Origin of the sequence: Spiroplasma litorale (assembly GCF_001267155.1) — a bacterium.
Lineage (GTDB): Bacteria > Bacillota_I > Bacilli_A > Mycoplasmatales > Mycoplasmataceae > Spiroplasma_A > Spiroplasma_A litorale.
Window position 1 is genome coordinate 112453 of record NZ_CP012357.1, and the last position, 14586, is coordinate 127038.

Genomic DNA, 14586 nt, shown 5'->3' on the forward strand with positions numbered 1-14586 from the left:
AGGAGAATAAAATGAGCATAGATAATTTAAATGACAAAATTGTAAGTGAAGGAATAACATTTGATGATGTTCTTATAGTGCCAAGATATTCTGAAGTTTTACCAAATGATGTAATAACAAAAACAAAATTAACAAATGAAATCGAACTAAATATTCCAATTATAAGTGCGGCAATGGACACAGTTACTGAATCAAAACTTGCTATTGAAATGGCAAGAGCTGGTGGTATTGGAATAATTCATAAAAATTTATCAATTGAAGATCAAGCTATGGAAGTTCAAAAAGTTAAAAGAAATGTATCGGGTTTTGTAACTGACCCAATTACAATAAGTTCAGATACAAAAGTATCTAAAGCAAATGAAATTATGGGAATGTATAAAATATCAGGTCTTCCAGTAGTCGACAAAGATAATAAATTAATTGGAATTGTTACTAATAGGGATTTAAAATATTTTTATGATGTTGAAGAACCTGTAAGTAAAATAATGACAACAAAAAATATTATCACTGGTAATCCCAAAACAACTTTAGATGAAGCAAAAGAAATTATGGTAAAAAATAAAATTGAAAAGTTACCAATCGTCAATGAAAACTATAAAATTGTTGGTTTAATTACTACAAAAGATATTGATAAGGCAATTGACTATCCAAATGCTTGTAAAGATAAAAAAGGTAGGTTAAGGGTTGGTGCAGCGGTAAGTGTTACCCCAGATTTTATGGATAGAACCGATGCTCTTGTTAAAGCTCAAGTAGATGTTTTAGTTGTTGATTCAGCACATGGAAATAGTAAGGGTATTATAGATGTTGTAAAAAAAATAAGACATAAATACCCAACACTAAATATTATTGCAGGAAATATTTGTACTGCAGACGCTGCAAAAAATTTACATGAAGCAGGTGCAAATGCAGTAAAAGTTGGAGTAGGACCTGGAAGCATCTGTACAACAAGGGTTGTTACTGGTATTGGTGTACCTCAGATTACTGCAATAAATGATATATATAATTACTCAAAAGATAAAAACTTAACAGTAATAGCTGATGGTGGAATTAAATATTCAGGTGATATTGTTAAAGCGCTTGTTGCTGGTGCTGATTGTGTTATGCTTGGTAGTATATTTGCTGGAACATCAGAATCACCAGGAGAAGAAATTATTCTTAACGGTAAAAAATATAAAAGCTATGTTGGAATGGGTTCGATCGCAGCAATGAAAAGAGGAAGTAGCGATAGATATTTCCAAAAAGGAGCAAAAAAATTGGTGCCAGAAGGTATCGAGGGAAGAGTTCCATTTAAAGGTAAAGTTAAAGATGTAATTTTTCAATTAATTGGAGGATTAAAAAGTGGAATGGGATATACAGGCTCAAAAACAATTGATGATTTAATAAAAAATGCAAAATTTGTTAAAGTATCTTCAGCTAGTTTGATTGAGTCTCACCCACATGATATTGAAATTGCAAAAGAAGCTCCAAATTATAATAAATAGATTTAGGTTAGAAAATGAAAAAAATTCTAGAGTTTAGAAATAAGCATTATTCCCAAGAAGAAGCACAATTTAATTTCAACAGTTTAAATTATAAAATTGACGGAACTGTTTTTATTATTTGTGCTTTTGTTGTGCCGTTTGCGTTTTCTTTATTTTTTAGAATTTTTTTAAATTTAAAAACCAATACCACTTCACAAGAAATATTTTTTTATATAAATATTTTGTCAAATATTTTTGGTTTAGTTATATTTATATTAAGAAACCCTAAAAAAATTTTAACAAAAGGTTATTCACTGTTTTATTTTTTTGCCTTACTTCCAAGTTTAACTTATATAATTATTGGCACAGTTTCTAATAGTTTAATAAAAGATAGCGAAAATAAACAAACAATTAACATCTTTATACAAATGATATGCCAAATATTAAGTGAAGTCATTATTATATCGATAGCGTTCTTTTTCGATAGAAATTTATGATTAAGAATAAAAAATACTTTTAAAAAATCTATATGAACACTTTTGATAACAGGTGTTGTAGGATTTATACTTTTATATCTTATTTCTAGCTTATTCTTTTCAATGTTGATCGAAGATAATCTTTTAAAATTACCACAAAGTGAAAACGAAAACAGTTTAAAAAGTGTTTTACAAGGAAATAGTTCGGTGTTAGTTAAAGTATCTTATGGAGTATTATTATCTATATTGTCTATAATTGTAGCTCCAGTTTGTGAAGAATTATGTATGAGAGAATCTTATTTTTCAAATAGCTCAAATCAATATTTAGGTTTTATATTTAGTGGATTGTCTTTTGGATTTATCCATTATGGAAGCACAGGAGATTTTGAACACATTATGACTTATACAACTGCAGGATTTGTTTTATCGGGGGTATTTTGGTTTTCGAAAGGCAATGTTACTTATAGTTGGTTAGTACATTTAATAAATAATTTATTTGCTTTAATTCTTACCTTTGCATTACTATAATGAAAAATTTTACTATAAATAATAATGATGCTAATCAAACTTTAATAAAGTTTATAAAAAAAATGTATAAAAATACAAATCTTAGCATTATTCAAAAATGATTTAGAAAAGGTAAAATTAAAGTAAATTCAAAAAGAACAAAAGACCCAAAGTATCTTTTGATGTTAAATGATTTCATTGAAGTTTATGATAATGAAAATCCAGTACAAAGACTAATACAACAAGAAGTAGATTTTTCAAACTTAAAAATCTTGTACGAGGATGAAAATATAATAGTGATTGACAAAGACCAAGGAGTTGAAGTTCACTCACCAGTTGCAATTTCACTCGATTCAATGGTGCGTTCTTATTTAATTTCAAAAAATGATTATGATCCAGAATTAGAAAATAGTTTTGTTGTAAGTCATGTTCATAGAATTGATAAGTTAACAAAAGGCATAGTTATTTATGCAAAAAATAAAAGCACGCTAACTTATTTTGTAAATAACATTAATAATAAAAATAAGATAAAAAAAATATATCTTGCAAAAACCGAACAAAATAATTTACCAACTGGACAAATCAAAGGTTTTATATATTATGATAATGACAATAAAAAGTCATTCTTTAATATAAAAGAAACAAAAAATTTCAATAATAAAACAATAGAGCAGTTTGTTGAAAATATAGATGATTCGCAAAATATTTATAAAATTCAAATTGAAACCGGTAGAAAACATCAAATAAGAGCATTTTGTGAATATTATAAATCGCCAGTCATAAACGATTTTAAATATGGAGCCAAAAGTCAAAAAGATTGAGGGTTTGGATTGATATCATATGAGGTTTCGTTTAACGATTTTGAAGAGCACCTAACTTATTTAAATGGTATTACAATTACTTCAAAACTTAGTTTTTAATGATAAAATAAAAAAAACAAAGGGGGGTTAAAGTGCTTTCTACGAGACAAGGTATTATTAGTGCTTTCATTGGTACTACAATTTCGTTATTCAACGCTATTGTTCAGTTTCTTACAATGTATTGAATACTTCAAAAGTTTGGAACAGAATTTAACGGGTTTGTAAGACTTGTTGGATCTTTTTCTGCTTTAATATCTACATCAGAAAGCGCATTAGGTATAGCTGCTATAATACTAATGGTAAAACCCCTTGTTAATAATGATTGAATTACTGCAAATGAAATTTATTCAACAACTAAAAAGAACTTTAAAAGAGCTGCTTGATCTGATATAATTTTGGTTTCTTTAATATGTTTGGCTTACCCACTTTATGCAGGAGTATCTTCAAATGGAAGTTTTTTAAATGCAGATAGTTGAAAAAATATTGGAATATCATTATTGGGTGACTCAAAAGCAACTTATTTTGAACTAGTAATAATATCACTAATATTTGGCTTTAAAAATTTTATTACATGTTATTTTTTTACAGTCTATGAAACTATAATATTAGCAGACAACAAAAACTCAGTCAGAAGAGTTGTTATATTATTTGTTGATATACTTGTAAATGGTTTATTCTTTTATTTACTATCAATTGATAATATAAACCCAGTAATATCATTTATACCAATATTGTTATATTCTCCAATTAAGGGATTTTTAATTTTCTTTTATGCTAGAAAAAAATATCTGTGATTAAAGTACTACAAAGATTTCAATAGTTTCAAATTGCTGTCCACTAAAAAGAAAATATCATTTTCAACTTTGGGAACCTCAATACTTTTAAACACAGATATAATAATCGCATCATTAATTTTAGGTCTTCAAGTTTCATCAACACTCTCTTTATATTTGGTTGTTGCTGTAAATACTAGACTGATTATGACTAACTTCATTATCTCATTTAGAGAATTTTTTGTAGTGCTTGTTACAAAAAGAGGAAGAATAAATTGAGAAAGTTATATAAAGTATGAACTTTATACATATTTGATAGCGGCATTTACATTTATTAATATGACAATTTTATCACCATACTTTGTAAGTTCTTTATATGGAGATCTAGCTCAAAAATCTTTATCTAATTTGTTAAATGAGCTTGCAAATGCAAATGCATTAAAATTTATGTTTTATTCACCATTCTTTTCATTAATATATGGCGCAATTACTTCTCTTATAATTATGTCTGATGCACAAATGACATTAATACAAGCTAAAGGAAGATACTCAGAAGTTTCTAGATTTCAAAATTATCTTGGATTAGCATATATTTTTATTGTGCCCTTATTTACTTTTATTATGGTTTATGCAAAAGTAGGGAATGAAAATTATTTAGTTTATGGAATATTAACAATGTATATTTTAAAATTAGTTTTTACAGTTGTTAGATATTCATATCTTTGAGTCTATGTATATAGATATGTTACATATAACTCAAGAAAAAAATATGTGTTAAACAATTTTTTAATTCTTGTTGTTCCATCTGTTTGTTTTGCGTTATCAAATATATTTATTTTAAATAGAACATTTAGTATTGAAAATAATACAAATCATGATTCACACATAATAAATTTAATAGGTTTATTTTTTGCAACATTATTTTTATCTGCAATATCTCTTGTCCTATTTGCATATTTCTTTAATCCATTAATTATGAATGGTATATTTAAAAATTTACCAATAGTTAATAGGTTACTTTCAAATAAAGTTAGAGAAGAAAGAAAACAAAGATTAAAAGAGTATGGAGTAAAAATCGAAGACATTGTAGATAATAGCAGTAAAATAAATCAAGTAATGATGAATGTTGAAGAAACAGTCACCCTAAATAATTTAGCACTATCTGATGAAAATATTGAAGAAGATGCTGTTGTTGAACCAATATATACAATTAAAGGAAATTAAAATATTAGTACATTTGTTGAAATGTTATAATTAAATTGGTGAAAATATGAATTCAACTATACTCGTTGCAGCTTTAGGGCTACTATCATTATTTATATTTATGTTTTATACATCTGGGTTAATATTCTCAGAATTTTTTAAATTAAAAATAAAAAATAGTTTTACAGCAATTGCGATGGGGTTTTTTTCTTACTTTACATATATATCGATCCTTACATTTCCTTTACAGTTAATATCAGTTTTGCCATACGTTTTTTTTATTTACTTTATTATGGCAATTAATATTTTATATTTATTATTTTGTTTTATATTTATTAGATTTTGATTAGATACAAGTTTTTTAAAGTTAGAACTTTTGTTTTTTTTAGTTGTAGTAATAATTTTTGTAGGTTTGAATTATTATTTGTATAATGCTCCTGCAGACAAAAACTTTTTAAGACATAAAAGTACTTTATCAATATTAGACTGACTAAAAGATAACCCGGTATCATTTTTTTCGAACTCAACGCTTTTTAACTTTCTTGAGTTTAAAGCTTTTCAAGGATGATTTACTTTTCAGTTATCTTTAATTATTATTTTGGGACTAAATGCTTATGAATATGAAATGTTTTTAAAACCTTTTCTTTTTGTTCTTGATGGATTTTTAACTGCCGCAATTTTCTTCACTATTGTTGACTCATTTTCAACAGTTACTTATAAAAAATCAAAATTCTCTATTTATATAATGTGTTTATTATTAACTGTTGGGAGCAGATTTTTAACTAAAGTTGTTGATTATGATTTTTGAAATGGGGAAGTTACATTTGCAAACTTAATAATATATTCAACAGTTTTAATAATTAGGTATACAAGTTTTAATAACCGGGAAAGGTTTTTACCATTATTCATTGGTTTGATTATGGGAGGGTATACTTCCTTTTCTTGAACTAATTCTTATCATGTTCTTTTCTTGTTATACGCATTTTTATTTATTATTCAAAAAAAATATAAAGCAAACTTTACAAAAGATATTTTAAAGCTCGCCATATTTCCAATTACAAATATTGCTTTTTATAACTTGGTGTCAGAACTTTATTTACAGTTTGCAATATTTATGGCTTTCATTATTTTTTTAATAATACTTGCATCAATAATGAGCAAAAAATATAGCGTAACACATAAATTTGAATTATTTGTGGAAGAAAAATCTTTATTTACAATTTTATTTGTGCCAGTGTGATTTTTAACTTTCTCAATCGCTTTAATTTTAAGTATAAATAAAGGATTTATGAATCAAGAAGATAACGATCTTAATTTTTTATATGTATGAACTTCATTTATCATAAATTTTAAAATTAGATATTGAACAACTGTTGTTTTATCTTTATTAACAATAATTGGGTCTGTTGTTTGGGTTGTATTTAGAAAAAAAATTAAATCAAATATATTAATAAATTTAATAGACCTACTCTTAATTTGTTATTTAACATTTTATAATCCGGTTGTTGTGAAACTATTAAGTTTAATTTATCCAAAAGTAACAGCCCTTAGAGGAATTGTTATGATTTGTTTATTCACTGTATTGATGAATTCAACACCCATATATATAGTAAATAAAATTGAAGAATTGAAAAATAAAAAAGATTCTATAATAGTTATTAAAAAATATAGTAGAATAACATTTTAATTGAGGTGTGTATGCAAAATATTAAAAATAAAATAAATCAAATAAAAGAATTGTTAAAATCATGAGAATATGCATATTATGTTTTAGATGATCCAATTGTTGAAGACTCAGAATACGATTTTAAATTAAATGAGTTAAAGCAATTAGAGTTAGAATATCCAGAACTTATTACCGCTGACTCTCCAACTCAAAGAGTTGGTGGACAAATTTCAGAAAACTTTGAAAAATATAATCATAAATTTCCTATGTTGAGTTTAGACAATGCATTTAATGATAATGATCTATATGATTTTGATAAAACAATTAAAAAAGAAACAATAAATGAAAACTATACGTACTTTGTAGAACCTAAAATTGATGGACTATCAATATCTTTAATCTATCAAAATGGAATATTTATAAAAGGTGTTACTAGGGGTAATGGAATTCAAGGTGAAGATGTTACATTTAATATAAAAACAATTAGAAGTTTGCCGCTTTCAATAAATGATAAAGAAGATTATTTTGAAGTTAGAGGAGAAGTTTTTTTATCAAAAAAAGAGTTTCAAAGAATAAATGATGAACGAAAAAAAAATAATGAAGAGTTATTTGCAAATCCAAGAAATGCTGCTGCTGGTACTTTAAGACAATTAAACTCTAAAATTGTTGCTTCAAGAAAGTTAGATGTTTTTTTATATTATTATTTAAATCGTGAAAAGATTAAAACCCATTCTGACTCTCTAGACTATATAAAAAATATTGGTTTTAAAGTTAACCCTCTTGGGAAATTATGTAAAAATATAAATGAAGTTATAAAACATATTAGTTACATTGAAAGCGTAAGACAAGATTTAGATTATGAAATTGATGGTGCAGTAGTCAAAGTAAATGAATTTAAATATTATGATGATATAGGATATACATCTAAGTTTCCTAAATGAGCAACTGCATATAAATACCCAGCGGAAGTTAAAATAACAAACTTAAAAGAAATATTTGCAACAGTTGGAAGAACTGGAAAAATAACTTACAACGCAATTTTAGAGCCAGTAAGTCTTGCGGGCACAACTGTTCAAGCTGCCACTTTACATAATGCAGAATATATTTTTACAAAAAAAATTAGAGTTGGTGCAAATGTAAAGGTAAAAAAAGCTGGTGACATAATACCAGAAATAATTGAAGTTGTTAATGATGAAATTTATTCAAATCTAAAAACTTGAGAAAAAATTGAACAATGCCCTGCTTGCGGATCTGATTTAGAAATATTTAGTGATGAAGTAGATCAATATTGCATAAACTTTAATTGCGAAAGAAAAATTATTAAAAGTTTGGAACATTTTGTTTCAAGAGGAGCAATGAATATTGAAGGCATGAGTATTAAAATAATTGAAAAATTATACGAAAATAAAATAATTAATAATGTAACTGATATATATAATTTAAAATCTAAAAAAAATGAAATATTAAGTCTTGAAAAAACTGGTGAAAAATCTTTTAGTAATTTAATAAATGCAATTGAAGAAAGTAAAAAAAATGATGCAAGTAAATTATTGTTTGGACTTGGAATCAGATATGTAGGAAGTAAAACTTCAAAGTTATTGTTAGACAAATTTAAAAGTATACAAACACTTATGTCGGCAGATATCACTGAGATTGAGTCTATTCATGACGTTGGACCAAAGGTCGCAAAATCAATTCAAGATTGAAAAAAAATTGACAGCAACATTATTTTAATTCAAAAACTTTCTGAACTTGGAATAAATATGAACTCTTTGAAGCAAATAGTTAAAGAGAATAAAAATATTAAAGATAAAAGTTTTGTTATAACTGGTACTTTAAGTAAACCTAGAAATAATTTTGTGGAGTTAATTGAAATTAACGGAGGAAAAGTGTTAAACTCAATAAGTAAAATAACTAATTTTTTACTTGCGGGTGATGATGCTGGAAGCAAATTAGATAAAGCAAAAGATTTGCAAGTTAATATAATTAATGAATTGGAGTTTTTGCAAATGTTGGAGGGAAATAATGAAAATTAATTTTGATATATTGAAAAGTCTAGAAAATGATGTAATGTTAGATTTAACTGATGAAGAATTAAATAAGATTTTAAAGTTTGAAAATGAAATTCTTTCAAAATTTGAAAAAGTATTAAATATAAATACTGATGGTGTACAACAGCTACATTACTGTTTTGAAATTAATAATTCATATTTACGAAATGATGATGAAACAAGAACAATTTCAAAAGAAGATTTATTATCTAACGCTCCTGAAGTTGAAGATGATTATGTGATTATCAAGAAGGTGGTGGGGTAATGAATTTTAAAAAAACTTCAATTTCAGACTTACATAAAAAATACATTAATAAAGAAGCGAATGTAAAAGATGTAATAAAAAATGTTATTGATAATATATCAAAAGAAAAAGATAAAAATTTTCTTATTACTTTTACCGACAAAGAAGCATTAAATATTTCTGAAAATATTATGATTGAAAAAAATAAATTTTTATCAGGGATACCTTATGTAAACAAAGATAATGTTTCAACAAAAGGCGTATTAACAACTGCTGGATCAAAATTATTAAAAGATTATGTTCCTCCATATGATGCAACTATTACTGAATTATTAAAAAAACAACAAGCAATACAAATAGGAAAATCTGCATTAGACGAACTTGGAATGGGTGGTACAGGGCTATTCTCATTTAATGGGATAGTTAAAAATCCAATAGATGAAAAAAGAATAATTGGTGGTAGCTCAAGCGGAAGTGCTTACTCAGTTTGTAAAGGGTTGGTGCCTTTTGCTATTGGAACTGACACAGGTGATTCAATTCGTAAGCCTGCTAGTTATGCAGGTATATATGGTTATAAACCAACTTACGGATCAATTTCAAGATATGGAGTAATTCCATATGCTCCAAGTTTAGATCACGTAGGATTTTTTACAAACTTTGCAGAAGATTTAGTATATCTTGCAGATGTTTTTATTAAATATGACAAAAAAGATTCAACATCAATAAATAATGAAAAAGATTATTTAAAAGTACTAGAAAAAAAAGTCCAAAAAAACAAGTTTGTATTTATAAAACAAGTTTGAGATTATTTATCTGAAAATTTAAAGGAAGCTTATTTAAAACTATTTGATATATTAAAAAAAGATGGGCATATAGTTGAAATGGTTTCTTTTAATAAAAATTTATTAGATGCAATTCCTGCAATGTATATGATGATTTCTTTTGCTGAAGGAGTTTCCACAAGTTCAAATCTAGATGGTATTAATTTTGGTTTTAGACAAGAAGGAAACGACTATGAAGATATTATAAAAAAAACTAGAACCTACTCATTTGGTGATACAGTAAAGAGAAGATTTTTATTAGGTAGTTATCAATTACGTAAAGAAAACCAAGAACTATTATTAGCTAAATCAAAAAAAGTTAGAAGACTAGTTGTAGAAGAACTTAATAAAATATATGAAGATTGTGATATATTAATTCTTCCGCCATCACTTAAAGAAGCTCCATTAATTAATGAAGTTTATGGTACTGACATTGAAGAAAGATATGATGGTGATTCTGCATTTCTACAAGACTTATTAATTCTTGCAAATTTAAATGGTATGCCTTCAATAACTTTGCCTTTTATAAAAGACAATAAAACTAATATGCCAATCGGAATAAACATTAATTCTAAACCATTTACCGATGATAATTTGCTATCTATAACAATATACTTAGAAAAAATAATTAAAAGTAATTTTAATAAGGAGAATTAAATGACAAATTTTGAAATAATTATTGGTATTGAAAACCATGTTGAATTAAAAACAAAAACAAAAATGTTCAGTGATGCTCCTGTTACTTATGGTTTACATCAAAATACAATGGTAAATGAAATTGATTTAGGATATCCAGGTGCACTACCTTCAGTAAATAAAAAAGGTGTTGAACTTGCAGTACTTGCATGTAATGCATTAAAAATGAAAATTAACAAAATTTTAAGATTTGATAGAAAAAGTTATTTTTATTCAGATTTACCAAAAGGTTTTCAAATTACTCAACAATTCCACCCAATTGGAAAAGAAGGTAAAATTGAAATTGAAAATAGTAACGGGAAAAAATTTATAGAGATTGAAAGACTACACATTGAAGAAGACACTGCAAAACAAATCCATAAAGATGGAAAAACTTACATAGACTATAATAGATGTGGTGTTGGTTTAGTTGAAATAGTATCTAAACCAGTTTTGAAAAATTCAGAAGATGTAATAAGTTATATATCAAAGTTAAGAGAGACTTTACTATTTTTAAATGTAAGCGATGTAAAAATGAATGAAGGATCATTTAGGTGTGATGTAAATATTTCGTTAAGACCATTCGGTTATGAAGGTTTTGGAAATAAAGTAGAAATTAAAAATCTTAACTCCCTAGGTAATGTTAAAAAAGCAATTGACTTTGAAATAAAAAGACAAAGTGAATTACTTCTTAATAACAAGTTAGTTGAACAAGAAACAAGAAGATTTGATGAAAATATACAAGAAACAGTTTTAATGAGAAAAAAAACTGACGCAATAGATTATAAATATTTTAGAGAACCAAACATTTTTCCAATTATATTAGAAGATAGTTGAATAAATGATGTAATAAATAATTCACCTGAATTAGCAAATGTAAAAAGATTAAGATTTGTTAATGAGTATAATTTTTCAATCGAAGATACAAATTTTTTATTAAATGATTATTACTTAACTAAATTTTTTGAAGAATGTGTGACTTTAGGAGCTAATCCTAAAAAAGTTTTAAATTATATTACTAGCGATATTAAATCCTTATTAAATAAAGACAATATATCAATTAATCAATCTCAGTTATTACCAAAAAATATAGTTGAAATAATTAATTTACTTGATGAAGGAATCATATCTTCTAAACACGTGAAATCAATTATTCCTATTTGTTTTGAAAATTTGACTAACGTAAAAGAATTGATTGATAAAAATAACTGAAAATTAATTTCAGATAAATCTGAAATAGTTAAATTACTTGAACCAATAATAGACAAAAATAAAACTCTTATACAGGAAAATTATTTAAATCGTCCAGAAAGAGTTGAAAAAACAATAATGGGTGAATTAATGAAAATTACTGGTGGAAATGTAAACCCTAAAGTTTCTATGGAAATAATAAGTTTAAAATTAAAAAACATTAAATAAATTTTTAAACTTCTCCACCTTTAATTTTAAGCGCTAGATCATTTACTACATTATTTCTAGCAAACACAACAACAATATCATTTTCTTTTAATGCTGTATATTCATCTGGTATTACAATTTTCCCATTTCTTTTAATTTGAACAATATTAAAATCTTTGTTTGGGTTTAAACCTACATCAAAGATTTTTTTATTAATAACTTCTTGATTGGTTACTTCTATACTTGTAAATACAAACTCTCCATCAGTGCTTTGAACTTCACTTTCAATATCGAATAATGTTTTTGTTGCAACCATTCTTGCACTCATAACATCAGGTATAACAACCATATCCTCATCTAAACCTAGTGCAATTAAAATTCTTTTATGTTTTTCATCTCTAGCTCTTACTATAATGTTTTCAACTTCTAAATCAATAAGGTTTAGAACTGTAAGAATACTTGATTCCATATTTGAACCAAAACACACTATTATCCCATCAAATTGAACTATTCCGTTTTTTTCGAGAGCCATTTTATTTGTTGTGTCTAAAATAACTCCCTCAACGCTATCAAATTCATTAATATGTTTATTTAATTTTTCCTCATTATAATCAAATATTTTAATAAGTTGTTTTTTTTCATCTAAGGCCTGTGCTACAGACAAACCAAAATAGTTTGCACCAAGTATTGCAAAACTTTTTTTCCTTGCCATATTTACCTCCTCATAACTCTACTAATTATACAACTCTTTGACACTTTATTGTATAATTTAATATAATATAAGTTAGAGGTTATAATGAGCAAGCTTATTAAAAAAGAAAATAGACCATCTAAAAATAAAGATACTAAAAAAATTGATAAAGTCTTTAAGAAATTAAAAAATTGATGGCCTTTTTCTAGAATTACAGGAAGAATAATAATATGGTATGCCTTATCTATTTTAATAGGAGGTTTTTTACTTTCAATACCTGGTGTTATTAAAGATGAAAAAAACTATTGAAAACTTTTAGTTGGCGTTTTTACTGCGTCAAGTGCAATTTCTGACACAGGTATTACAATGGTTCAAACTAATACTAGTTATTCTTTTATTGGTCAAGTATTGATTATAATTATGTGCCAAATTGGTGGTATTGGTATACTAACAATAAAAATAGTTTTGCTTGCTTTGTTGGGTAAAAAAGTTTCACTAGAAGATCAAAGCATTGCGCAATCTGAAAGAGGGAATAGTACATTATCAAGTACAGTTGAAATGATAAAAGATGCCTTTATATTTTTGTTATGATTAGAAATTATTGGTGCTTTTTTCTTATTTTTTGCATTTTATTTTAATCAAGTAGATACAAGTGCAATACAAGATAAAAGTTCAGTTTCAAGTTCATATCATGATTTTGGAAAATCGTTGTGAAGTTCTATTTTTCACTCAATTAGTGCGACAAATAATGCAGGTTTTGATATAATAAGTGGGAACTCTTTATTACCATACAATCAAGGGAATTCTCATGCATACCTTTTACAGGTTACATTTATGTGCCAATGAGTTATTGGAGGATTGGGTTATCCAACTTACCATGACATAAAAAGAAAAATTAAAGCAAGAGCTGAAGGCACAACTGCTAAATTCTCATTGTTTACAAAATTAAACTTTGTATTTTATTTATTATTATTTTTGTTAGGACCTATTCTAGTATTTTTAACTGAGTTATTTACAACAGATAACAGTCAAATACTTCAAGCTGGTACATACAAATTTAATTCAAATTTGGTTAATGGAAAAGAAGTCGTAAGTCAAGAATGGGTCCCAGATCCATCTGGCAAATGAAAACCAGCATACATATGAATAATGGATTTACTATTCAATGTTTCATCTTGTCGTAATGCTGGATTTGCAACAGTTGATATAAATAATTTCACTGCAGGAAGCAAAATAATAATGTCAATATGGATGTTTATTGGATCTGCTCCTTCTTCAACTGCTGGTGGTATTAGAACAACAACGTTTGCAATTACTCTATTGGCTATATGGTCAATAGTTAGAAACAAAAAAACTGTTGAAGCTTTTAAAAGAAAAATACCAGATGATATTGTTAAAAGAGCCTTTGCTGTTGTTATACTATCAATTACAATAGTTGTTTTAGCGGTCTTTATTGTATACTTAGACAGTAATAAAGCTCTATCAACAGAGTCTGATCATGTCGGTCAAAATGATTTATTAATTAAAGTAATTATTTATGTATCAAGTGCATTTGGAACGGTTGGTTTCTCACCATTTTCAACAGAACAAGCTATAAATATGGGTACATTAAGTAAATTTACACTTATAATCACTATGTTTATTGGACAATTAGGAATTTCAAATACTTTATTAGCTTTTGTAAAACCAAAAAACAAACAAAGTTTTACATATATTGAAGAAGAAGTTGTAATCGGATAATTTATTATATTTAGCAAGGAG

At 26.1% G+C, this 14586-nt stretch carries 11 protein-coding genes; 10 read left to right on the forward strand and 1 reads right to left on the reverse strand.

Going from position 1 to position 14586, the window contains the following annotated elements; genetic code table 4:
* The first annotated feature begins 11 nt into the window (after positions 1–11).
* Genes guaB through gatB form a run of 9 tightly spaced genes read left to right on the forward strand, consistent with a single transcriptional unit; the run spans position 12 to position 12155 of the window.
* Positions 12–1481 carry an IMP dehydrogenase gene (gene guaB, locus SLITO_RS00530; protein ID WP_075057866.1) on the forward strand — a complete coding sequence of 490 codons (1470 nt, stop codon included), beginning with the start codon at positions 12–14 and terminating at the stop codon, positions 1479–1481.
* Between the two features lie 14 nt (positions 1482–1495).
* Positions 1496–2464: a CPBP family intramembrane glutamic endopeptidase gene (locus tag SLITO_RS00535; protein WP_075057867.1), complete on the forward strand. Its 969-nt coding sequence runs from the start codon at positions 1496–1498 to the stop codon at positions 2462–2464.
* Complete coding sequence (locus SLITO_RS00540) at positions 2464–3363, forward strand: pseudouridine synthase (protein ID WP_075057868.1); 900 nt, start codon at positions 2464–2466, stop codon at positions 3361–3363. Before SLITO_RS00535 ends, SLITO_RS00540 begins: the two co-directional genes overlap by 1 nt.
* Positions 3364–3395: 32 nt before the next feature.
* Positions 3396–5300 (forward strand): hypothetical protein, encoded by a 1905-nt coding sequence (locus tag SLITO_RS00545; RefSeq protein ID WP_075057869.1) that lies wholly within the window; start codon positions 3396–3398, stop codon positions 5298–5300.
* 46 nt (positions 5301–5346) lie between these two features.
* A complete protein-coding gene (locus tag SLITO_RS00550) occupies positions 5347–6966 on the forward strand; it encodes a hypothetical protein (RefSeq protein ID WP_075057870.1) in 1620 nt (539 codons plus the stop codon).
* 11 nt (positions 6967–6977) lie between these two features.
* A complete protein-coding gene (ligA, locus tag SLITO_RS00555; RefSeq protein ID WP_075057871.1) occupies positions 6978–8981 on the forward strand; it encodes an NAD-dependent DNA ligase LigA in 2004 nt (667 codons plus the stop codon).
* Positions 8971–9261 (forward strand): Asp-tRNA(Asn)/Glu-tRNA(Gln) amidotransferase subunit GatC, encoded by a 291-nt coding sequence (gene gatC, locus SLITO_RS00560; RefSeq protein ID WP_075057872.1) that lies wholly within the window; start codon positions 8971–8973, stop codon positions 9259–9261. Before ligA ends, gatC begins: the two co-directional genes overlap by 11 nt.
* Positions 9261–10718 (forward strand): amidase family protein, encoded by a 1458-nt coding sequence (locus SLITO_RS00565; RefSeq protein WP_075057873.1) that lies wholly within the window; start codon positions 9261–9263, stop codon positions 10716–10718. Before gatC ends, SLITO_RS00565 begins: the two co-directional genes overlap by 1 nt.
* Entirely contained in the window at positions 10719–12155 is a 1437-nt protein-coding gene (gene gatB, locus SLITO_RS00570) for an Asp-tRNA(Asn)/Glu-tRNA(Gln) amidotransferase subunit GatB (RefSeq protein ID WP_075057874.1), read from the forward strand. It abuts the gene before it with no gap.
* Between the two features lie 4 nt (positions 12156–12159).
* Here gatB and SLITO_RS00575 read toward each other — a convergent pair whose 3' ends face one another.
* Positions 12160–12846, reverse strand: coding sequence for a potassium channel family protein (locus SLITO_RS00575; protein ID WP_075057875.1), 687 nt, complete (start codon positions 12844–12846; stop codon positions 12160–12162).
* An 84-nt stretch (positions 12847–12930) separates the two neighbouring features.
* On the opposite strand from SLITO_RS00575, the gene SLITO_RS00580 reads away from it, so the two are divergent.
* Complete coding sequence (locus SLITO_RS00580; protein WP_075057876.1) at positions 12931–14565, forward strand: TrkH family potassium uptake protein; 1635 nt, start codon at positions 12931–12933, stop codon at positions 14563–14565.
* The last annotated feature ends 21 nt before the right edge of the window (positions 14566–14586 follow it).